The organism is Paraburkholderia sp. J11-2 (assembly GCF_905220185.1).
Lineage (GTDB): Bacteria > Pseudomonadota > Gammaproteobacteria > Burkholderiales > Burkholderiaceae > Paraburkholderia.
The window spans coordinates 252,294-274,578 of the sequence record NZ_CAJMYY010000009.1 but is presented as its reverse complement, the minus strand read 5'-3'; the positions used below and the strand labels follow the sequence as shown (position 1 = coordinate 274,578).

20 protein-coding genes are annotated in these 22,285 nt (G+C 64.3%); 7 read left to right on the top strand and 13 right to left on the bottom strand.

Annotation, left to right across the window (positions count from 1 at the left end; all coding sequences use genetic code 11):
• Genes U5A57_RS15485 through U5A57_RS15475 form a run of 3 tightly spaced genes read left to right on the top strand, consistent with a single transcriptional unit; the run spans position 1 to position 2,926 of the window.
• Positions 1-1,167: an acyl-CoA dehydrogenase family protein gene (locus U5A57_RS15485; protein ID WP_321912216.1), complete on the top strand. Its 1,167-nt coding sequence runs from the start codon at positions 1-3 to the stop codon at positions 1,165-1,167.
• 54 nt (positions 1,168-1,221) lie between these two features.
• Positions 1,222-1,971, top strand: coding sequence for an electron transfer flavoprotein subunit beta/FixA family protein (locus U5A57_RS15480; RefSeq protein ID WP_321912210.1), 750 nt, complete (start codon positions 1,222-1,224; stop codon positions 1,969-1,971).
• A gap of 10 nt (positions 1,972-1,981) precedes the next feature.
• Positions 1,982-2,926: an electron transfer flavoprotein subunit alpha/FixB family protein gene (locus tag U5A57_RS15475; RefSeq protein ID WP_321912209.1), complete on the top strand. Its 945-nt coding sequence runs from the start codon at positions 1,982-1,984 to the stop codon at positions 2,924-2,926.
• 202 nt (positions 2,927-3,128) lie between these two features.
• On the opposite strand, the gene U5A57_RS15470 is transcribed toward U5A57_RS15475, so the two are convergent.
• Together U5A57_RS15470 and U5A57_RS15465 are read right to left on the bottom strand one after the other, a co-directional pair.
• Positions 3,129-4,370: a CoA transferase gene (locus tag U5A57_RS15470; RefSeq protein WP_321912207.1), complete on the bottom strand. Its 1,242-nt coding sequence runs from the start codon at positions 4,368-4,370 to the stop codon at positions 3,129-3,131.
• A 29-nt stretch (positions 4,371-4,399) separates the two neighbouring features.
• A complete protein-coding gene (locus U5A57_RS15465; RefSeq protein ID WP_321912205.1) occupies positions 4,400-5,566 on the bottom strand; it encodes an acyl-CoA dehydrogenase family protein in 1,167 nt (388 codons plus the stop codon).
• A 252-nt stretch (positions 5,567-5,818) separates the two neighbouring features.
• Here U5A57_RS15465 and U5A57_RS15460 point away from each other — a divergent pair, with 252 nt between their 5' ends.
• The 3 genes from U5A57_RS15460 to U5A57_RS15450 all read left to right on the top strand — a co-directional run bounded on the left by U5A57_RS15460 (position 5,819) and on the right by U5A57_RS15450 (position 8,799).
• Entirely contained in the window at positions 5,819-6,892 is a 1,074-nt protein-coding gene (locus U5A57_RS15460; RefSeq protein WP_321912204.1) for a MaoC family dehydratase, read from the top strand.
• The gene (locus U5A57_RS15455) at positions 6,892-7,887 is read left to right on the top strand and encodes an HpcH/HpaI aldolase/citrate lyase family protein (RefSeq protein ID WP_321912203.1); all 996 of its coding nucleotides are present in this window, start codon (positions 6,892-6,894) and stop codon (positions 7,885-7,887) included. The genes U5A57_RS15460 and U5A57_RS15455 overlap by 1 nt, the downstream gene beginning before the upstream one ends.
• 135 nt (positions 7,888-8,022) lie before the next feature.
• On the top strand, positions 8,023-8,799 hold the full coding sequence (locus U5A57_RS15450) for a GntR family transcriptional regulator (protein ID WP_321912201.1): 777 nt from the start codon (positions 8,023-8,025) through the stop codon (positions 8,797-8,799).
• Between the two features lie 28 nt (positions 8,800-8,827).
• Here U5A57_RS15450 and U5A57_RS15445 read toward each other — a convergent pair whose 3' ends face one another.
• From U5A57_RS15445 to U5A57_RS15400, 10 genes are all read right to left on the bottom strand, one after another.
• Positions 8,828-9,418: a DUF2889 domain-containing protein gene (locus U5A57_RS15445; RefSeq protein ID WP_321912200.1), complete on the bottom strand. Its 591-nt coding sequence runs from the start codon at positions 9,416-9,418 to the stop codon at positions 8,828-8,830.
• Positions 9,419-9,488: 70 nt separating this feature from the next.
• On the bottom strand, positions 9,489-10,259 hold the full coding sequence (locus U5A57_RS15440) for a citryl-CoA lyase (protein ID WP_321912199.1): 771 nt from the start codon (positions 10,257-10,259) through the stop codon (positions 9,489-9,491).
• Positions 10,260-10,275: 16 nt separating this feature from the next.
• A complete protein-coding gene (locus U5A57_RS15435) occupies positions 10,276-10,773 on the bottom strand; it encodes a MaoC family dehydratase (RefSeq protein WP_321912198.1) in 498 nt (165 codons plus the stop codon).
• A gap of 11 nt (positions 10,774-10,784) precedes the next feature.
• The gene (locus tag U5A57_RS15430; protein ID WP_321912197.1) at positions 10,785-11,948 is read right to left on the bottom strand and encodes an acyl-CoA dehydrogenase; all 1,164 of its coding nucleotides are present in this window, start codon (positions 11,946-11,948) and stop codon (positions 10,785-10,787) included.
• On the bottom strand, positions 11,941-12,690 hold the full coding sequence (locus U5A57_RS15425; RefSeq protein WP_321912196.1) for an SDR family NAD(P)-dependent oxidoreductase: 750 nt from the start codon (positions 12,688-12,690) through the stop codon (positions 11,941-11,943). Before U5A57_RS15425 ends, U5A57_RS15430 begins: the two co-directional genes overlap by 8 nt.
• Positions 12,691-12,757: 67 nt before the next feature.
• Positions 12,758-13,213 carry a MaoC family dehydratase gene (locus U5A57_RS15420; RefSeq protein ID WP_321912195.1) on the bottom strand — a complete coding sequence of 152 codons (456 nt, stop codon included), beginning with the start codon at positions 13,211-13,213 and terminating at the stop codon, positions 12,758-12,760.
• 35 nt (positions 13,214-13,248) lie between these two features.
• The gene (locus U5A57_RS15415) at positions 13,249-14,445 is read right to left on the bottom strand and encodes an acyl-CoA dehydrogenase (RefSeq protein ID WP_321912193.1); all 1,197 of its coding nucleotides are present in this window, start codon (positions 14,443-14,445) and stop codon (positions 13,249-13,251) included.
• 45 nt (positions 14,446-14,490) lie between these two features.
• Positions 14,491-15,402: an SDR family NAD(P)-dependent oxidoreductase gene (locus tag U5A57_RS15410; protein ID WP_321912191.1), complete on the bottom strand. Its 912-nt coding sequence runs from the start codon at positions 15,400-15,402 to the stop codon at positions 14,491-14,493.
• Positions 15,403-15,442: 40 nt separating this feature from the next.
• Positions 15,443-16,642, bottom strand: a complete 1,200-nt coding sequence (locus U5A57_RS15405; protein WP_321912189.1) for an acetyl-CoA acetyltransferase — start codon at positions 16,640-16,642, stop codon at positions 15,443-15,445.
• Between the two features lie 14 nt (positions 16,643-16,656).
• Positions 16,657-18,117 carry a 3-oxoacyl-[acyl-carrier-protein] synthase III C-terminal domain-containing protein gene (locus U5A57_RS15400; RefSeq protein ID WP_321912187.1) on the bottom strand — a complete coding sequence of 487 codons (1,461 nt, stop codon included), beginning with the start codon at positions 18,115-18,117 and terminating at the stop codon, positions 16,657-16,659.
• A gap of 396 nt (positions 18,118-18,513) precedes the next feature.
• Here U5A57_RS15400 and U5A57_RS15395 point away from each other — a divergent pair, with 396 nt between their 5' ends.
• Positions 18,514-20,070, top strand: a complete 1,557-nt coding sequence (locus U5A57_RS15395) for a long-chain-fatty-acid--CoA ligase (protein ID WP_321912185.1) — start codon at positions 18,514-18,516, stop codon at positions 20,068-20,070.
• 22 nt (positions 20,071-20,092) lie between these two features.
• On the opposite strand, the gene U5A57_RS15390 is transcribed toward U5A57_RS15395, so the two are convergent.
• A complete protein-coding gene (locus U5A57_RS15390) occupies positions 20,093-22,249 on the bottom strand; it encodes an acetate--CoA ligase family protein (RefSeq protein WP_321912183.1) in 2,157 nt (718 codons plus the stop codon).
• Positions 22,250-22,285 lie beyond the last annotated feature (36 nt).

Here is a 22,285-nt window from a genome sequence, read left to right as displayed (position 1 = left end):
ATGAATTTCAATCTGAATGACGAGCAGCAAATGCTCGAAGACAGCGTGCGCCGTTTTGTCGACAAGGCCTACGCATTCGAAACACGCAGCGCCATCGTCAAGGCGGCAGAGGGCGGCAGCGCGGAAAACTGGCGCACATTCGCCGACAACGGCTGGCTCGCCGCCGCATTGCCCGAGGAGTATGGCGGCCTTGGTGGCACTGTGCTCGATACGGCGCTGATCGCCCAGCAATTCGGGCGGGCGCTCGTGGTCGAGCCTTATCTCGGCTGCGCCGTGCTTGCGGCCCAGACGCTCGTCGCCGCCGGCACGCCGGGGCTCAAGGACGCGCTTTTGCCGGCGCTCGCCGACGGCTCCGAGCGCGTCGCGCTTGCGTACAGCGAAGTGTCCTCGCGCGGCGATCCCTCCATCGTGCAGACGGTGGCGAGGCAGGACAAGGACGGCTATCGCATCGAAGGCGCCAAGACGCTCGTGCTCGGCGCAGGGCGTGCCGACTGGTTCATCGTGTCGGCGCGAGTGGTGGAGGCTGGGCGCGAAGACGAGGACATCTCGCTCTTTCTCGTGCCTGCCGGTTCGGCGGGGCTGGCGCAGCAGACGCTTCCGTTGCACGACGGCACGCAAGCCGCGGAGTTGACCTTCGCGCAGCTTGCCGTGCCCGCGAGTGCGTTGCTGGGAGAACGACGCGCCGGTCTCGAGGCGTTGCGTTTTGGCTTGTCGCATGGCATCACGGCGTTGTGCGCCGAGCTGGTCGGCGCGATGGAGCGGGCGATCGAAATCACGGCGGAATATCTCAAGGTGCGCAAGCAGTTTGGCGTGCCGATTGCGAGCTTCCAGGCGCTCCAGCATCGCATGGCGGACATGGCGGCGGAACTGGAACTGTCGCGCTCGATGCTGTACGCGATGCTCGCCGCGCTCGAATGCGAATCGGGCAAGACGCAGCAGATCACGCTCGCGCAAGGCAAGGCATTTATTGGACGCGCGGCGAAGTGGGTCTGCGGTCAGGCCATCCAGTTGCATGGCGGCATCGGCATGACGGAGGAGTATGCCGTCGGGCATTACTTCAAGCGCGCCATCGTGGCCGACATTCTGTTCGGCACCAGCGACCAGCACGAGGCGGCGAACGCTGCCGCGCTTCAGGATGCGCTGCGCGCGGAGACCGAGTCGGTTTGAACCGGCGCGCGGGTGCCGTCACTCGGTGGTCATAATGGTTATAGGAGTAGAGACATGAAAGTATTGGTCGCGGTAAAACGCGTGGTGGACTTCAACGTGAAGGTGCGGGTCAAGCCGGACGGCTCTGGTGTCGATCTCGCCAACGTGAAGATGAGCATCAATCCGTTCGACGAGATCGCTGTCGAGGAGGCGGTGCGGCTGAGGGAGAAGGGCGCAGCGAGCGAGGTGGTCGCCGTGTCGTGCGGCGTGGCTGCGTGCCAGGAAACGCTGCGCACAGCCATGGCGATCGGCGCGGACCGGGGCATCCTCGTTCAGACCGACGAAGATCTGCAGCCGCTCGCGGTCGCCCGCCTGTTGAAGGCGATCATCGACAAGGAGCAGCCGCAACTCGTGATACTCGGCAAGCAGGCCATCGACAACGACTGCAACCAGACCGGGCAGATGGTGGCGGCGCTGGCGGGCCTCGCGCAGTCGACCTTCGCGAGCAAGGTTGAAATCGCGGACGGTCATGCCATCGTGACGCGTGAGATCGACGGCGGTCTCGAAACGCTGAAGCTCGCGCTGCCTGCGGTGATCACGACCGATCTGCGACTGAACGAGCCGCGCTACGCCACCCTGCCCAACATCATGAAGGCCAAGAAGAAGCCGCTCGATACGGTGACGCCGCAGGAACTCGCGGTCGACGTGACGCCGCGACTCAAAACGCTGAAGACGGCGGAGCCTGCCGGACGCAGCGCAGGCGTGAAGGTCCCGGACGTCGCAACGCTGGTCGCGAAGCTCAAGAACGAAGCAAAGGTCATCTGAGGAGAAAGGCATGACTGAACGGATCAATGTGCTGGTCGTGGCCGAACACGACCATGTCGCGATCAAAAGCGCGACGCTCAGCACGGTCGCAGCCGCGCGTCAGTGCGGCGGTGAGGTTCACGTGATGGTGGCGGGCAATGCATCGTCGCCGGTAGCGGCTGCGGCTGCGCAGATCGAAGGCGTGACGCGCGTACTGCATGCGGATGCGCCGCAACTCGCCGAAGGCCTCGCGGAAAATCTGGCGGCTCAGGTCGTCGCGCTCGCGCCTGCGTATGGGGCGATTTTCTTTGCGGCCACGAGCAGCGGCAAGAACGTCGCGCCACGCGTTGCCGCGCTGCTCGATGTCGCGCAGGTTTCGGACATTACGCGCGTGATCAGCGTCGACACGTTCGAGCGTCCCATCTATGCGGGCAACGCGATCGTGACCGTGCAGAGCAGCGACGCCGTCAAGGTGGTCACCGTGCGCGGCACGGCGTTCGACGGCGTGGCGGCGCAAGGCGGCGCGGCAGAGATCGTCGCGATCGAAGCGGTGCCGGATAGCGGACTCTCCGCGTTCGTCGAGCGCGTCGTGGCAAAGAGCGACCGGCCGGAACTCGCCGACGCGCAGATCGTAGTGAGCGGCGGCCGCGCGCTCGGCAGCAGCGAGCGCTTCGCCGAGGTCCTGACACCGCTTGCCGACAAGCTGGGCGCGGCGCTCGGCGCGTCGCGCGCCGCCGTCGATGCGGGCTTCGCACCGAATGACTGGCAGGTGGGCCAAACCGGCAAGATCGTCGCGCCGCAACTGTACGTGGCTTGCGGCATCTCAGGGGCCATCCAGCATCTGGCGGGCATGAAGGACTCCAAGGTGATCGTGGCGATCAACAAGGACCCCGAAGCACCTATTTTCAGCGTGGCCGACTACGGCCTCGAGGCGGACCTCTTCGAGGTCGTGCCGGAGCTGACTGCGGCACTCTGACATTGCGTGTGGCTCGACGCGCATGGATACACAATATCCATGCGCGTTTTGCTTTTGCGCGCCGTGAATATGCAGCGGAGCGGGTGCGGGGCAAGTATGCGGCGTTGGCGGAAAGGGAAGGGAAGAAGCAGGTTGGCGTTGCTGCGAGCAGGAATGGGGCAACACGTTAGGGCAGGCGCCGGCGCGGCGCCTGCCGGGGTTGTCATCGAATCGCGCCCGACTCGCGCAACTGGGCAACGGTGCCGGCATCGTAGCCGGCCGCAAGCAGTACTTCGCTGGTATGTTCGCCGAGCATCGGGGCGCGGCGATGGACGCCGCCGGGCGTGCTGCCCAACTTGATCGGCACGCCAGCGATCTTGACCCGGGTGTCCGAACCGGGCTGTTCGACATCCACGAGCATATTGCGCACGCGGTAGTGCGGATCGTCGAAGATTTCCGCCGAGGTGTAGACCGGCCCGAACGGAACACGACCGCCGAAGCATTCGGCAAGCTCGGCTTTGGTGCGCACCGAAGTGAATGCTTCGATGATCTCCACCACCTGCTGCGTGTGCTTCACGCGCGCGGCGTTTGTGGCGAACCGGGCATCGGCGATCAGTTCGGGCTGGCCGATTGCATGGGCGAGCTTTTCCCAGAAGCCGTCGTGCGCGACCGCGATCGACACCCAGCCGTCGCGCGCCTGAAACAGCCCGAACGGGCAGAGCAGCGGGTGACGGTTACCTTCCGGCGTCGGAACGACACCCGTATACGAGGTCTGATAGACGATGCGCTCGCACATCGCCAGCACGCAATCGGTCATCGCCACGTCGACAAACTGTCCCTCGCCGCTCTCACGGGCGCGCAGTACGGCGGCCAGCAAGCCGATGCAGAGCATGAGCGCGGGCACGGTGTCGCCCACGCCGGGGCCGATCTTCATGGGCGTCGTGCGGTCGGGCCCGGTGATTCCCATCATGCCGCCCATTGCCTGGGAGACGACATCATAGGCGGGCCACTCGGCATAGGGGCTCTCGCCGCTGCGCGGGTCGCCAAAACCGCGAACCGCGCCATAGACGAGCCGGGGGTTCAGTTCGCGCAGATCTTCCCACGCCAGCCCGAGCCGCTCCATCACGCCGGAGCGGAAGTTCTCGACGACGATATCGGCCTGCGCGATCAACCTGCGCACGACGTCGAGCCCTTGAGCCGTTTTCAGATCCACGGCAATCGAGCGCTTGTTGCGGTTCACGCTCTGAAAATAGCCGCCGAAATCGCGCAGCGCGTCGTCTTCGCAGTAAGGACCGTTGGCGCGTGTGCCGTCGCCGCTCAGGCCTTCGATCTTGATGACATCGGCGCCATGATCCGCGAGGATTTGCGTGCAGAACGGTCCCGCGAGCATCTGCGTGAGATCGATGACGCGTATCCCACTGAGCGCCCCGCCGGGGCGCGCATGCGTGGTCGTTGAGGTCTCCATGGGCTTCTCCTGAGTCTCTCTAAAGCTGGCTACGCGGCGGCCTTGCCGAGCAGGGCGTCCGAGATGATGCGCATCTGGATCTCGGACGTCCCCTCGAAGATCTTCGTGAGGCGGGCATCACGCCAGTAGCGCTCCGCGGCGAAATGCGTCGTGTAGCCCGCGCCGCCGTGAATCTGCAGCCCTTCGCTCGTCACGCGCTCGGACATCTCGCTGGCGAACAGCTTCACCATCGCGGCTTCCGTATCGCAGCGCTTGCCAGCGTCGATTTGTTCGCACACCGAATACAGCAGGGCACGCGACGCCTCGATTTGCGTGGCCATGTCGGCGATCTTGAAGCGGATGGCCTGGAAATGGCCGATGGGGGAGCCGAACTGCGCGCGGTCGTGCGCATACGTTATCGAGTCCTCCAGACTTCCTTGAGCGAGTCCGATGGAGCGCGCGGCCGTGTGTGCACGCGCGGTTTCGAGACCGGCCGTGGCGAGATAGAACGCCTTGCCTTCCTCGCCGACCATGCTCGACGCGGGAACCCGGCAGCCGTCGAACGCAAGTTCCCACGTGGTCCAGCCGTGATATCCAATCTTTGGAATCGGACTGCCCTTGACGTTGGCGGGCAGTTCGCCTCTCGGCTTTTCGACCATAAAGGCAGAGAGCCCGCGGTGACGCGCTTTGGGATCGACCTCCGGGTCGGTACGGGCGATCACGAGGATGAAGTCGGCTTCGTCGGCGAACGTACACCAGTACTTGCTGCCGGTAATCAGCCAGTCGTCGCCGTCACGCACGGCGCGGCACGAAATGTTGGCGATGTCCGAGCCCGCGTTCGGTTCGGAAAGCGAGAAAGCGCCGAGGAATTCGCCGCGCGCCATGCGGGGCAGACACTCCGCCTTCTTCTCGGGGCTGAGGCTCTTGAGCGCACCGATCAGGCCATTGCCGCGAGCGATCAGGCTGGCCACGCTCATCCAGCCGCGCGAGAGCTGTTCGGCGACGAGGCAGTATTCGTACGCGCCGAGGCCGAGACCGCCGTATTCCTCGGGAATCAGGATGCCGAAATAACCGAGTTCGGCCATTTCATCGATGAGTTCGCGCGGAATCTTGCCCTTTTCGGGGTCGAGCTTGTTGGCGAGAGGAAGCACGCGCTCCATCGTGAACTGGCGCGCCGATTCCTGAATCATGCGGCGTTCGTCGGTGAGTCTTTGCATGGTGGGTTCCTTGAAGATCGGTCCATGTTCCTTAGGTGCGCAGAGGCGCAACTATGTACGGACATATTAGCAGCGCGTTGGTCTTGAGGAACGAGAGATTTGGGGGGTGTTAAGTTCAGAAATGAACTTAAAAACGCGGAAAAATAGCGATAAATCCGGTATATTCGAAATTGGTTGACGGCTCGCGGCGTTTTCGTGAATATGTCCGTACATAGTGCAGGCCCATGAAAGGCCTGATGAACCGGAGGATGAATGATCAAGAACCGAAGCGGCCATTTTTTCGAGGATTTCCGTGTGGGCGTGAAGCTGTGCCATGCCACGCCGCGCACGCTTACTGAAGGAGACAGGAGTCTCTACATTGGGTTGACGGGGAGCCGCGCCGTACTCTGCACGGCTACGACGAACGCGCGTCACTTGGGGTTCGACGTGCGGCCCCTGGAAGACCTGCTGGTATTCAACACGGCATTCGGCAAGACGGTGCCCGATATCTCGCTCAACGCGGTTGCGAATCTTGGCTACGCAGACGTGCGCTTTCTCGCGCCGGTTTATCCCGGCGACACGCTCGCCGTGGAAACCGAGGTGATCGGTTTGAAAGAGAACACGAGCCGCAGGAGCGGGATCGTGTACGTACGCTCTACTGCGAAGAATCAGTTCGGTGAAGCGGTGCTCACGTGGATTCGCTGGGTGATGATCCACAAGCGCGATGCGCAGGCCGATTGCGCGCAAACTGTCGTGCCGCCGCTCCCGGCTTCGGTGGAGCCCGCGCGCCTGCCGCGCCATCCTTTTGGCCCTGAAGTCGCGAAGGTCACTGCGCTCACGGGAGTTTCCGATTTGTGGGACGACTACGTGGTGGGCGAGCGTATCGATCATCCGGGCGCGATGGCGGTCAACGACAGCGATCACAGTATCGCCACGCGGCTCTACCAGAACACAGCGAAGGCGCACTTCGACGCCCGTGCTGCATCGGCCAACGAAGGACGCCGTCTCGTCTATGGCGGTCATGTGATGTCGCTCTGCAAGGCACTCACGTACGACGGGCTCGAAAACGCGCTGACGATGCTGGCCATTAACGCGGGCAGTCACGTCAATCCGACGTTCGCGGGCGATACGCTCGTTTGTTCGACCCTGGTGACCGGCAAGTTCGACTTCGGCGACGAACACGTTGGCGCCCTGCGCCTGCGCACGATCGGCGCGAAGAACGTGGATACCGCTGCAACCGTCTTTCCCGATGCCGACGCGGGCCGTCCCGCTCATTCGTCCGACGTCGTGCTCGATCTCGACTACACGATCGCAATGCCCAAAAAATCCGCAACATGGAGCCAATGATGACTGCCCACACGCATCCTAAAGACGCCCTTTTTTCGGGCGAAAAGCCGTTTCCCGCGTTGCCGGCCTGCGAGCACTTCGCGGGCAGCGAAAAGCTGATCGTCAAAGCGCTCGGCTTGCAGTCCGAATACGGACCGGTTTTCGATATCACCTGTGACTGCGAGGACGGCGCCGCCGCGGGCCAGGAGCGCGAGCACGCGCAGATGGTGGCGCGCATGATCAATTCTGAGCTGAACCGCTTTGGTCGCGCCGGCGCCCGCATTCACGATCCGTCACACCCCGCGTGGCGCCAGGACGTGGAGATCATCGTCGGTGAGGCAGGGCAGCGCGTCGCGTACATCACGATTCCGAAAGCGACGGCGGCGGCCCAGGTTGCCGAGGTGATCGAGCATGTTCAGGCGGTTGCGCGTAAGAGCGGCGCCAATCGCGCCATTCCGGTTCACGTACTGATCGAAACGCACGGTGCGCTGCGCGAGGTCTTTGCGATTGCCGCGTTGCCGCATATCGAGGTGCTCGATTTCGGTCTGATGGATTTCGTGAGCGGCCACCATGGTGCCATTCCGGCCGCTGCGATGCGCAGCCCGGGGCAATTCGAGCATGCGCTGCTCGCGCGCGCCAAGGCCGATGTGGTGGCAGCGGCGCTCGCCAACGGCATCGTGCCCGCGCACAACGTCTGTCTGAACCTGAAGGACGCCGCCGTGATCGCGGCCGACGCGGGCCGTGCGCGCAACGAGTTCGGCTTCCTGCGCATGTGGAGCATTTATCCGGCGCAGATCCAGCCGATCGTCAACGCCATGCGGCCGGACTTCGAGGAAGTGGCAGACGCCGCCGCGATTCTCGTCGCGGCACAGAATGCCGCCTGGGGGCCGATCCAGTACGAGGGCGAACTGCACGACCGCGCGACCTATCGGTACTTCTGGAGCGTGCTCGAAAAGGCGAAGGTGACCGGCATGCCGTTGCCTTCCGAAGCCGAGCAGCGCTTTTTCGCGGGCTAGGCGAGCGCCGGCTGCGTCCTTTATTGGGCGCAGTCGGCCAGCGTGCGGCGCGCGCATTGCGCGTACAATCGGTACCTCCTTGAACAGCGCCGCGCGCGCTGTGGCAGCGATAACCCAGCGACAACGCAGCAGGCCATGAGCGCGAACCTCAAGAACAATCCGGTCAACCCATCCCTGCCAGTTACGCGTTACGCCGAACTCGCGCAGACGCTCATCAAGGCCATCACCGCCGGCCGCTATGCGGTGGGCGGCCTTCTCCCCACGGAACCGGAACTGGCCGACCTGCACGGCGTGAGCCGGCACACCGTGCGGGCGTCGCTCAAGATGCTTCAGGATCTCGGCTACATTTCGCGCAAGAAGTCAGTCGGCACGATCGTCGAGAGCGCGAGCCCGCGCACGGCCTTTACGCAATCGTTCGAAACGCCCGAAGACCTGATTCGAGTCGCGGCGACCGAAGTGCGCTCGATCGAGACGGTCACGACGGTCAAGCTCGATCGCACGCTCGCCCGCACCCTCGAGGCGCCGCCGGGAAGTCAATGGATACGGCTTTCGGGGCTGCGCGTCGAGGCAGGAAAGCGGGGTGCGCCGGTTGCCTGGGCGGACATCTATGTCGATGCTTCATTCGCCCATTTGATCGACGAAATCCGCAGCCGTCCGGGCGAACTCGTGAGCGCGATGATCGAGCGCGAGAGCGGGCAGCCGTTCGATGAGATCAGGCAGATCGTGAGGGGCGTGCTGATCGACGCCGCGCTCGCGAAGCGGCTGAAGGTGGAACCCGCGTCGGCGGGACTGCGGCTCGTTCGGCACTACCGCCGCCAGGACGGCCGCATCCTGGAGATCTCCGATACGCGCTATCCGGCGGACCGAGTTTCCGTATCGTTCCAGCTGAAGCGCGGCCGGATGCCCGGCTGAGTCCGGGCCGACCGCTTCACCGTTTGCGCTATGCCTTCGGCCGCCTGTGCAACGGCCACAGCACTTTCATCGCCTCGCCATCTGCGCGATTCGTATAGCAACTGTTGATGACCGCGGGCGCGGCCATCGGTCCGGACTCGTCGGCGGGCAAGCGCCCATCGCGCTCGACCCGTCCTACGGCGAAGCGCGTCTGCATCGCCGTATTCGCGAGCAGGCCCAGCAGCTCGGTCAGGTGCGTGCAGCCACTCACCCCGCCAACGACCGCCTTGATCTGCTTGCGAAAGCCCGCGCCGATCTGCATGCCTTTCAGTCCTGCATAAGCCGACTCGATGTCCATGCAGTACACGGTCGGCCCCACCACGATATGCGCCGTCACGTTCTGGATCACCATCTTCGCGTCCAGCGTCATGACGATGCGCATGTGATGTATCGGCTCGTCTTTGGGCACGCGCTTGAAGAGGAGATCGGTATCGATGGGGGTGATGTCGCGCAACTCGCCTTCGATGTCGAGAAGGCCGTCGCTGCGGAGATAGCCGTTGCAGCTCATCGTGCGTGTATGCATGAGCTGCCGCGAAACGACTGGATCGGCTGAAACAGGGGAAGCAGATGAGGTGTCCATGGGGAGCATCCTTTTTCCACGAATGAGAAGATGACGCCCCGCGAGATGACGGGGCGCCAGAGAGTGGAGATCAGGGCAGGACGTTGCGCGGGTCGTCTTTCAGCACGAGCTGCCAGGCTTCGCGTGCCATGGGCGCGCTCTTCTCTTCCATGATGTGGGCGAGCAGGCCCGCCGAGCGCCCGACCAGCGAAAGGCCGCGAGCGATCAGCGGATCGAGGCCCATCGCGGCGACGATGGCCGCGATGGCGCCCACCGCGTTCAGCGGCAGCGGCTTCTTCAGCTCCTGGGTGAGCACGTCGCCGATCGCGTCCATGAGACGCCAGTGGACGTCGTAGTAGCCATTCTCGCGGGCCAGTTCTCGCAGCGTCGGAACGCGCGGATCGCCGTCGATATGGATCGGATGCCCCACGCCATAAATTGCGCGGCGTTGCTCCTTGTGCTGACGAATGACCGCGCGGGCAGCTTCCCGCACCTGCTCGTCGCTCGCCTCCGCCGGCAGATCCTTCGCGCCTTCGAGCAGCATTTCAGCCGCATTCTGCATCGTGCCGAGAAACACGCTGCCCGCGCCGAGCAGGCCTGCCGCAACCGCGCCCTGGAGCGCTTCCGGCGCGCCGATATAAGTCAGGCGGCCGGCGAGCGAGCTGGGCGTGATGCCGTGGTCGGCTGTAGTCACCAGCAGCGCGTTGACCATGACCTTCTCGCGCGGCTCGGGTTTGCGGCCGAGCGTCGTGAAAAAGATCATGTCGATGAAATCGAACTTGCCGATGATCTCGGTCGACAGATTGAGGCCCCGGACCATGATGGTGTCGGTCGTGGTGTAGCCAATTTCAGTCTTTACCATGAGTCTGTCTCCGCAATCACTGCGCTGCAGGGTGGCGTCGCTTGAACAGGCACGTCGCGGCCATTTCGGCGACGACTTCGTTGCGCTGGTTGATGCCGCGGCGCATGAAGGCGATGATGCCGCGTTCCGGCCGGCTCGTTTCGCGCTGCTCGAGCACTTCGATCTCGACGCGCAGCGTGTCGCCAATGAAGGTCGGCTTCGGGAACTTCAGGCGGTTCTCGAGCACGCTGAAGAGCGCGCCTTCCATCAACTGGTTGGGGATCGAGCGCGAGGTCAGGCCTGCCATGAACGAAGCGACGAGCATGCCGTGTGCGATGCGCTGGCCGAAGATCGTGCCTTTGGCATATTCGGCGTCCACGTGCACCTTGTTGAAGTCGCCGGTGAGGGCGGCGAATGCCGCCACGTCGGCTTCCGTGACCGTGCGCGAGGACGTGGTGTAGGTCGTGCCCGGCGTGAGGTCTTCCCAGTAGATCGACGCCTTGGCGATATCGTCGAGGACGCTGGTTTCAGTCATGCTGTCTCTCCTTAGGTGAGCGCCGAGATGCCGAGGATCTCGCGCCCGATGATGAGTGTCTGGATTTCGGTCGTCCCTTCGGGGATCATGCCGCCGCGCGTATCGCGGAAGATGCGCTCGATGGGGTACTCGGTCGCGTAGCCCATGCCGCCGTGCACCTGCAGCGCGTGGTTCGCGACATCGAACGCGGCTTCGGTTGCATACAGCTTCGCAATCGAGCATTCCGTGCGCGCGGTGCCGTTCTGCATCGCGCGCGCGGCGCGATAGCCCAGGGCGCGCGCGGCCAGCGTTTTCGCGCTCATGTCGACGATATGCTTTTGCACCAGCTGGAATGAACCGATTGCCCGGCGGAACTGCTTGCGCTGCTTCGCGTATTCGATGGAAAGATCGAGCGCGCTTTGCGCTGCGCCAACTGCGCCCATCGCAACGTTAAGGCGTCCGAAATTGAGGCCGATGAGAATCTGACGCAGCCCTTCGCCTTCTTCACCAATCAGGTTCGCGGCGGGAATCTCGGCGTTGTCGAACGTGAACGCAGCGGTGCCGGTACTGCGTGCGAACATCGTTTCGACTGGGCTCACCTCGTATGTCGTCTCGCTGCGCTCGACGAGGAAGAGCGACAGCTTGCCGTCGCAGTGCTCGCTAAAGGTGCGCGCGACGACGATGCCGAAGTCGGCGAACAGACCGTTGGTGATCCACAGCTTGCTGCCGTTGAGCACATAGCGATCGCCGCGCTTGTCGGCGCGGGTCTTGATTTCGGCGACGTTCGAGCCGACGTCGGGTTCGGAGATCGACACGAAGGTCTTGCGCTCGTTGCGCAGCAACGGCCGCATGAAGCGCTCTTTCTGGTCTTCCGTGCCGTATGCGTTGATGATGCCCGAGACGATATTGAGGCCGTTGAGCAGGATGCGCAGCGAGAGCCAGCAATAGCCGGCTTCTTCCATCATCACGGCCCACGTCAGATAGTCGATGCCGAGTCCGCCGTCCGCTTCGCTCAAGTAGCCGCCGAGATAGCCGAAGTCGCCGAGGCCGGTGAGCACCTCGTGCGGGAAGCGCTTGTCGCGCTCCGCCTGCTCGATGCGCGGCGTGACGTGCTGCTTCAGGTAGCGGCGGATATTGTCGCGCAGCAGTTGCTGGCTGCTGTCGAGGCCGTCGACATCGCAGTCGAGATCAGCCATAACGGCCTCCGGTCACGAACAACGTGGTGCCGGTGATATAACGAGCCTGCTCGGACGCCATGAACGCGACGGCACCCGCGATGTCGCTGGTCTGCCCGGCGAATGTCACGGCATTCTTGGCGAGCGCGCTTTCGCGAATCGTGTCGTAGTTGGGCAGGCTCTGGATATATTCCGTTTCGATGAAGCCCGGCGCGATGGCGTTGACCGTCACGCCCTTGCGCGCCTGTTCCAGCGAGAGCGCGCGCGTGAAGCCGACGAGCCCCGCCTTGGCGCTCGAGTAGTTCGCCTGACCCGGGTTGCCGAACATTGCGCGCGAGCTGATGTTGACGATGCGGCCCCAGCCGCGCTCGTGCATATGCGGCAGCACGGCGCGGCAGCAGTGGAATGCGCCCTTGAGGGTGACGTTGAGAACGAGGTCGAAGTCCGCTTCTTCCATCTTGAGCAGCGTGCGGTCCTTGACGAGGCCCGCGTTGTTGACGAGCACATCGATCCGGCCAAACGCCTCGACACCGGCGCCGACCATCTTGCGCACCTGCTCCTCGCTGCGCACGTCGCATTGCACCGCGATCGCCTTGCCGCCGTTCGCCTCGATATGACGCGCGTTCTCTTGTGCCGCGTCGGCGTCGAGGTCGGTGACCACCACGGCCATGCCCTCGGTGGCCAGCAGTCGCGCCGTTTCCGCGCCAATGCCGCGGGCGGAGCCCGTCACGATCGCCACGCGATCTTTCAGTCCCAGATCCATCTTCGTTCCTCCATTCCCTGGTTGGATTAGATTGCGGCCGCCAGGCCGTTGCGCGTTGCCCTGGATCTCAGGGAAAGCGCCGTAAAATCGATTCGGCGATACAGACTGGTTTGGCCGAGCCTTCGCGCTCCACCGTCATTTCGACTTTTATCTGCGCGCCGCCGTTGTCGAGGGGCTCCCAGGACAACAAGCGGAAGTGCGCACGCACGAGGCTGCCCACTGGCACCGGGGCGGGGAAGCGCACTTTGTCGAGGCCGTAGTTCACGCCCATGCGGCTTTGCTCGATGCGATACGCCGTCGAGGAAAACACAGGCAGCAGGCTCAGCGTGAGAAAGCCATGCGCGATCGCGCCGCCGAACGGGCCGGCTTTCGCGCGCTCGGGGTCCACGTGAATCCACTGGTGATCGCCGGTGGCATCGGCGAACAGATTGATGCGCGCCTGGTCGATCGTTGTCCACTCGCTCGTGCCGATCACTTCGCCGACTAGCGGCTGAAGGTCGGCGATCGTTTGATACGTCTTCATGTCGGTTCCTTCGATTTCGATATGACTGTCGGCGCTCAGAACTGAAACAGCGAACGCGCGACGATGGTGCGCTGGACCTCGCTCGTGCCGCCGTAGATCGTGGAAGCACGGCGGAAGAACATCTCGTTTGCGAGGCCGCGGCCAAGCTCCTGCATCGGCAGCGCTGCGGCGTCGCGTTCCTGTGGACCCGGGTAGGCGACTGCGCCGTGATCGCCGAGCGACTCAACCACGAACGTGCTCATTTGCTGCTGCAGTTCGGTCGCGCGCACCTTGAGGATCGAGCCCATTGCGTGGGCTGCGGGGCTGTGATCTTGTTCGAGTGCCGCCACGCGCTGCACCATCATGGCGATGGCGTTCGTTTCGGCTTCGAAACGCGCGAGACGCAGGGCGAAACTCGTGCGTTCGATCAGCGGGCGCGCGCCATCCCGGGCGACGACCGCCAGTGAGCGCAACTGCTTCAGGTAGCGCCGCAGGACGGGCAGGTCGGCCGTCGAAGCGTGCTCGTTGTTGAGCAGGAACTTCGTGATCGACCATCCCTCGCCCTCGGCGCCCACGCGATTCGTCACGGGCACGCGCACGTTGTCGAAGAACGTTTCGTTCAGGTGATGGCAGTCGTCGATGCTGCGGATCGGGCGCACCGTGATGCCGGGCGTCTTCATGTCAACCAGCAGGAAGCTGATGCCGGCTTGTTTCTTCGCTTCCTGATCGGTGCGCACCAGCAGGAAGATCCAGTCGGCCCGATGCGCGTAGCTCGTCCAGATCTTCTGCCCGTTGACGACGTAGTGGTCGCCGTCGCGATCGGCGCGCGTGCGCAGCGAGGCGAGGTCCGAACCCGAGCCCGGCTCGGAAAAGCCCTGACACCATTGACGCTCGCCGTTCAGCAGCAACGGCAGATGCGCCGCCTTCTGCTCCGGCGTGCCAAATGCGTTGAGCACAGGGCCGAGCAGCTTCTGCGCGCCGCCGTCCTGGGTGGGGGCGCCCGCGTTCATGCACTCTTCGTCGAACGCGAGCCGCTCCTGCACGCTCCAGCCCGGGCCGCCATGTTCGGCTGGCCACGAGGGCGTGCCCCAACCCTGTTCGTTGAGGATGCGCTGCCAGCGCGTCACGTCCTCGCGCGCCGAGCGCGTGCCGGTGCGCAGCGGGCGGACGAGGTCCGCTGGCAGACGCTCGCGCAGGAAGGCGCGCACGTTCTGCCGAAAGGCCTCGAGGTTTCGATCAGGCTGGAAATCCATGTGTACTGTTCCTTTTCGTGCTGGCTGGGCGCGGCAGGGTTGCGGTCAGACCGGGTCCCAGGCGAAGACGTCGCGCGAGAGTTCGAGCGGGAAGAACGACTTCTCGAACATCGGAATCGCGCGCTCCACGCACGACTCCACGGTCCAGCCTTGCGCCGTGTGCGCGGTGCGGATGGGACGCGGCTGCGAGAAGAGGTAGATCTCGTTGTTGCGCACACCGAAGATCTGGCCGTTGACGTGCTTCGCGTTGTCGGTGAGGAGGGCGAGCGTGAACGGGGCGATCTTGCCGGACTCCATCGTCATATAGACCTTCATGCGCTCTTTCGCTTCTTCCGATTCGGTCGGCACGCTGCCCACCATGCGCGTGAACGCGAACGGCGCAATGCAATTCGAGCGCACGTTGAAGCGTTGCATGTCGATGGCAATGGACTTGGACAGCCCCACGATGCCCATCTTGGCGGCGGCATAGTTCGCCTGGCCGAAGTTGCCGATCAGCCCCGAGGTCGAGGTCATGTGCACGAAGGCGCCGCTTTCCTGCGCCTTGAAGTGCGGTGCGGCGGCGCGCGACATGTTCCAGGAGCCCTTCAGGTGGACGCGGACCACGGCATCGAACTCTTCTTCGGTCATGCGGTGGAAGACGGTGTCGCGCAGATTGCCCGCGTTGTTGACCACGGCGTCGACGCGGCCGAAGGTATCGAGCGCCTGCTGGACGATCTTCTGGGCCGAGTCCCATTCCGCCACGCTATCGGTATTGGCCGTAGCCTCGCCACCCGCTGCGCGGATCTCGTCGACGGTCTGTTGCGCGGGGCCGGCGCTGCCGCCGGAGCCGTCGATATTCACACCGAGATCGTTCACGACCACGCGCGCGCCCTGTCGTGCGGCCTCGCAGGCAATACCCTTGCCGACTCCGGCGCCCGCGCCGGTCACGATGACAACCTTTCCTTCGAGCAAACCCATTGTGTACTCCTCCTTGAATCGGAATCCTGAAGATCCGCCTTTAGTGGTGAAGACCCAGCACGCTGATAGCGGCGATTCCCTGGTAGGGGACACCGCCCAGGTTGTGCGTGAGTCCGATGGCCGGGTTCTTGAGCTGGCGCTCGCCAGCGCGATCCTGCAACTGATTGTAGATTTCGTAGGCCATACGCAGACCCGAGGCGGCGATGGGGTGGCCGAAGCACTTGAGGCCGCCGTCGATCTGGCACGGCACGCCGCCGTCGCGGTCGTAGAAGCCGTCGAGCACGTCGTGCACGGCGCGACCCGCTTCGGAGATGAAGAGGTCTTCCATCGTCACGAGTTCGGTAATGGAGAAGCAGTCGTGAACTTCGATCAAGTCGAGCTGCTCGCGCGGGTTCGTGATGCCGGCCTCCGAATAGGCGCGTTGCGCCGCATTGCGCGTGTTGCGAACGTGGCTGCCATCCCACACATTGGTCGTCGATTCGATGCCCGAGCTGACGCTCAACTGGATCGCCTTGATCGTCACCATGTCCTTGCGGCCGAGCGCGCGCGCGATCTCCGGCGTCGTGACAATGGCCGCCGCCGCGCCGTCGCTCACGCCGCAGCAGTCGAACAGGCCGAGCGGTTCGGCGATGATCGGCGCGCCGAGGATCTGCTCCATCGTCACCGCTTTGCGCAGGTGAGCCTTGGGGCTTAGCACGCCGTTCTGGTGGCTCTTCCACGACACGCGGGCAAGCGCGCGCTTGAGTTCGTCTTTCGCGATACCGTGGCGGGTGCGATAGCCGTCGGCGAGCTGCGCGAAGCCCGCGGGCGCGGAGCCGAGAGGCAGCCACAAATCGTTCATGGTCCCCTTGTACGTCGGCGGCAGGCCGCCGTAACCGGTGTCCTTGAGCTTTTCCGCGCCGATCGCGAGCGCGATATCCACCGCGCCCGAAGCGACCGCATAAGCCGCGCCTCGCAACGCTTCGGTGCCGGTCGCGCACATGTTCTCCATGCGGCTGAACGGAATGCCGTCCAGGCGCAGCGCGAGCGAGGCCGGAATGGCCGAGTTGCCGACGTTCACCGCGTCGAGGCACGAGCCGTACCACGCGGCGCCGATCTCGTTGCGTGCGATGCCCGCATCGGCGAGCGCTTCGTTGAACGCCTCGGCCAGCAGGTCGTGTGTGCCCGCGTCCCAGCGCTCGCCGAACCGCGAGCAGCCCATGCCGATGATGGCGACCTTGTCCTTGATACCGTTTGCCATGGTTGTCGCCTCCGTTATGCCGCGAGCGGCGTGGCTTTCCAGAAATAGCGCGGATAATTGCGCGTCTTGTCGATGTCCTTGATGCGGAACACCATGCGCAGCGGCGTACCGACATCGAGACCTTCCGTGCCGACGTCGGTGACTTCCATGAGCACGCGCGCACCGTTATCGAACTGCACGAAGCCCACATAGAGCGGGGGGGCTGGGTGGTACGAGAGCCAGTCGGCGGTCATGGTCAGCACCTGCGCGTCCTCGTCGTAGAGCGCGGTGGGCGCAAATTGCAATGCGGGAGCGAGACACCTGTCGTTCACGCAATAGGCGAGCTGCGGGAACTGCACGGTGCCGCAGCAGCGGCACTTGCCGGCCACGAACCCGCCGAGCTGGTGCGCGCTGCGGTATTGCTCGGTGAACGCAGTCTTCACCTGCTTCTCGGCGCGCATGCCCCATTCGAGGTCGATGGCGTTGTCGTACGAGAGCATGCGCAGATAGTCGCCATGCACCTGGGCGTCGGCGATGGCCCATGCCACGCCACGGCGTGAACTGAACGATGCGATGGCGTCGGTCGTCTTCAGGATGAGGACGTCGCATCCCTGGCCAAAGCCCGCCACCGCGATGATCTCGCCCGGTTGCGCGCGTTCGAGCGTGGCGGCGAGCATGAGACACGGATGCGCGGCGCCTGCGTAGCCGCAGCGCTCGTCGAGATGATCCGCGACGGCCTGCGCGGCAATGCCGGCGCGCTTGGCCACGGCTGCGCCCACGCCCTTGAGCGGTGCGGCGAATACAAAGTGCGCGACCGCGTCGGCCGGCACGCCCGCGCTTTCGAGCGCGGCCTTGACGGTGGCCGGGACGATCTTCGCGTAGCCTTCGTCGCGGATCCAGCGCTCTTCCCAGTAGTAGTCGTGCTTGCCGTTGGCGGCGCGGAAATGATCGACGAACAGATTGGCTTCGCTCGCGCTGCCGATGAGTTCGGCGATCACCCCTTCGCTGCCTAGCGTGAATGCGGCGGCACCCGCCCCATACGTGAGTTCCTGTGCACTGGCAGGCTTCGCCGAGGGATGATCGCTCGCGACGAACAGCACGTTCTCTCGCGCCGCGCGCAGATGGTTCAGCAGGCCGGAAACGCCGGCGCGCTGAGATTGGCCGACTTCAAGCGTACGCACGCTAGCGGGCAGCTCGAGTGCGCCAGCGACGATGCTCGCACCTTGCAAGTCGGCAAATGCGGGCCGCGTCGTGGCGAGTGTCAGTGCTTCGATGTTCGTGCGCGTGCGTTGGCCGAGCGCGTCGCGGGCCGCTTCGACGGCCATTGTGATGCTGTCCTCGTCCCAGCTGCAGAAGGCGCGTTCGCCTTTCGGCGCGGAGCCAGCCGCGCCGCTCATCCAGCGATGAGCGGCGGCGATGGCGGCGCGCTGCATGCGCAGGCGGGGCACATAGCCACCATAGCCGGTGATGCCATACGGTATTGGCGTTCGGGTCATGCTTACCTCGCGGTCTTGAATGCGTGATGAGTCCTGCTGTCGAGCGAACCTTGGTTGTGCAGGGCGCTGGGGTGATCGAATCATCGCTAGCCGCGTGCGCCGGGCCACTCCCCAACGCGGGGGGCGGCGAGGACGGCACTTAAGCGCCGGGTGGGGAGAGCGGGAATATCAGGACGTCAAGAAGGGGGAGGTCGAGCGCAGCGCGGAGGTCCGCCAGGTGCGTGAGGGGCATTCGGCGAAGGCGGAAACGGAACTTATGCGCAGGGCTCGACCCGTCTGCCCCCTGAGTCGAGGGGGCGGGGATCCCGCGCCCGCCGCCATACTGGCGCACACGATGCTTCTTCCATTTCTGGGCCGCGCGTTCCGATATGGAAACTGATAACGGAGACAATCACGATGTACCTCACCCAATGCCTTCATCGCGCGGTTCAGCAATATCCGGACCGCACTGCCACTGCGTTTCGCGGTCGACGCCGCAGCTACGGTGAATTTGGCGAGCGTGTCGCGCGCCTGGCGGGCGCTCTGGTTGGCCTTGGCATGGCGCACGGCGACCGGGTTGCCATGCTGGGTCCGAATTCGGACCGGTACGTCGAGTACATCATGGGTGTCTGGTGGGGGGGCGGTGTGCTCAATCCCATCAACGTGCGCTGGAGCGTGCCGGAAATCGTCTACTCGCTGGACGATTGCGATACGCGCATCCTGTTCGTCGACGATGCGTTCCTGCCCCATGTCGAGGCCATTCGCGCGAAGGCGAAGCACGCGCCCCTCGTGATTTATGCAGGCGACGGTGTGGCGCCCGAAGGCATGCTCTCGTTCGAGACACTGATCGCCAATACGCCGCCCATCGAGGACGCCTGGCGCGGTGGCAATGATCTCGCCTGCATCATGTACACCGGCGGTACGACGGGCTTTCCGAAGGGCGTGATGCAGACGCATCTGAATCTCTGGTCCGGTTGCGTGCCTCGTCTGGCGGAGATGCCGCAGCCGCCCAATTGTGTTGTCATGCACGTTGCACCGCTCTTTCACGTAGCGGGGCTTGGGCGCGTCGTGACGCAATTCCTCGCGGGCGGCACGCACGTGCTGGTGCCGTCGTTCGATGCAGGCGAATTGCTCGCGACCATCGAACGGGAGGGCGTGACGGAGTCGGTGCTGGTGCCGACGATGATTCAGGCGCTGCTCGCGCGTCCCGATCTCGCGCATTACAACCTGAGCAGCCTGCGCCGGCTCTACTACGGCGCTTCGCCCAGTGCCGGCGCGATGGTCGAACAGCTGCTTGTGCAGTTTCCGGGGATCGAGCTTTCGCACAGCTACGGCCTGACCGAGACGTGCCCCGTCGTGTCGAGCAATCCGCCGGAGAATCACAGCGAGGCTGCGCGTCGCAGCGGACTTTCGCGTTCGGTTGGGCGCGGCGGGATTGGCGTCACCATTCGGATCGTCGACGGCGACGGCCGAGAGGTGCCGCGCGGTACAGTCGGCGAAATTGTCGTTCGCGGTCCTAATATCACGCCGGGCTACTGGAACAAGCCGGAAGAAACGGCGCGCGCGATGCGCAACGGCTGGTTCCACACCGGCGATGGCGGATACATGAACGAGCAGGGCTATGTGTTCATCGTCGATCGCATCAAGGACATGATCGTGACCGGCGGCGAGAACGTCTATTCCGCCGAGATCGAGAATGTGATCGCGCGTCATCCCGCCGTGGCGATGTGCGCGGTGATTGGCGTGCCCCATGAGCACTGGGGCGAGGCTGTCCACGCCGTGGTGGTGCGCAAGCCCGGTGCGAAGCTTGACGAAGCGGCGCTGCGCGAGCATTGCCGCGAGTTCGTCGCGAGCTACAAATGCCCGAAAACCGTGGAGTTTCGTGACGCGCTGCCGCTTTCCGGGGCCGGGAAGATCCTGAAGAAGGATCTGCGCGAGCCTTACTGGAACGGCAAGGCCCGCGAGACCCGATAGGCGGTTGCAGGCGTTGCGCGCGTCAATCGATGGAGCCGGGCGTCAGCGGGCTGTCGCCCGGCTTCCTTTCTCGATAGCAGAGCACCGCGTCGAGTGCCACGACTCCGCATCCTTGCGGTCGCACAGCGAGCGGATTGATTTCCAGTTCGCCAATCGAATCGGCATGGCGCGTGACGAAATCGCTCAGCTTCAGCAGCGCATCGATCAGCGCGTCGATGTCATAGGTGCGCTGGCCGCGAAAGCCGTCGAGCAGGGCGTGGCAGCGGGTCTCCTCGATCATCTGCCGGGCTGACTGCGCCGTGCGCGGAAGCAGTCGTCTGCTAACGTCCTTGAAAAGTTCGATGCTGACGCCACCGAGTCCGAACGTGCACACGTGGCCAAATACCGGATCCTGGTGAATCCCCACCACCACTTCCACGAACGGCGCGCACAGCATCGGCTCTACCAGCACGCCTTCGACATCGGGAGCTGCGCATAGTCGCAGGCCGTTTGCCTGAATTTCCTCGAACGCAGCCATCGCTTCGCTCTCCGATGCTATGCCGAGCCGCACGCCGCCCATATCGGTCTTATGGGTAATGGAAGCGCTGACGATCTTCATGACCGCTTTGCCGTTTGCGACGTCGCGCCAGATTCGTGCCGCCTCATCGGCGGCGCGGGCGACGCGGCCATCTGGCACGGGAATGCCCACTTTTGCCAATAGCGCCTTCGTTTCGGTTTCAGAAAGATGAAGGCTCGCCGCGTGTGATGCGGTTGCGCCCAGTGGGGTCCACGCATTGTTGAAGCGGGTTCGCCAGCGCCCGTATTCGATGAACCGCTTGACGGCCAGCACGGCGCTGCCGACGGCACGCATCGGCATCAACCCGCCTTCAATGATCGTGCGATGTCCTGCGCCGGTACGGTCGCTCATCCACACGGGGACGATCGGCGTGCTCACCTCGCGCTGCACTTTGACGAGGCTTTCGCCGAGTAGCGCCGTGGTCTTTCCATATTCGACGGGAATCGGCACGAGCACGATGTCCGTGTTCGGATCGCTCGCCGTCGCTTTCAAGGTGGCGTAGCTCACTTCGGCATTGACGAGCACTTCCGCGGTGACATCGACCGGGTTGTCGATCGCGGCGTAGCCAGGGAGGGCGTCACGAAGCTTTTGCAGCGTTTGCGCGGCGAACGCCGCGAGCGGCAGGCCGGCCAGCCCGACCATATCGGATGCGAGTGCGGCGGTGCCGCCGGAGAAGCTATACACGGCGACCTGCTCGCGGCCAGTGGGTCGGGCGCGGGACAGCAACGAAGCGATGTCGATCAATTCGTCGATGTCGTCAACCTCGACGATGCCCAACTCACGGAACACGGCGCTATTGATTGCCGCGACGCCCGCAATGGCGGCGGTATGCGACTGTGCCGCTTTTGCGCCGTACGCCGATTTACCGACCTTCAGCGCGACGATCGGCTTGCCGAGGCGCGCGGCGTGCAGCGCGGCTGCCATGAAGCGCGGTCCGTTACGCACGCCCTCGAGAGTCGTCACGATGACCTTGATGTCGGGCGCTTCGGCCATGTAGTAGATAAAGTCACTGACTTCGAGGTCGGCCTCGTTGCCGCCGGAGCACCAGAGACCGATGCCCAAGCCGCGATCCATGCCCTGGATGAAGGCGCGGCCGAGGCCGCCGCCCTGGGTCGCGACGCCAATCGGACCGGGCCGCTGGTCGATGCGCCACGCGGGCGAAAAACACAGGCCGAGACGCGCATTCATGTTGTTCACGCCGGGGCAGTTCGGGCCGTAGATCCGCATGCCGGTGCTCGTCGCGATTTCACGCATGCGCGCTTCGATCGCTTTCCCGGTCTCGCCGGTTTCGCCGAAGCCCGATGTGAAGACTATCGCGAACTTCACCCCGTGCTCGCCACAATCGCGCAGCGTCTCCAGCACGGCGTCGGCCCGCACCGCCAGGATCGCCAGATCGGGAGCCTGATCGAGATCGCGTATGGAGGGAACGCAGGGCCGTCCGTGAATGTTGTCGTAGCCCGGATTGACGAGGTGCAGCTCGCCGCGAAAATCGGACCAGACGGTCAGATTCTCCAAAGTGCGGCCACCGATGCTGTCGGGCCGCTCCGATGCGCCAATCAACGCGATGGATTTCGGGTGTACGAGCAGCGACAGGTCGGTGAAGTGCAGGGGGCTTTCGTTCATGGCGCGGGAAGTTCCTTTTCTAAGGGAGGGACCAGG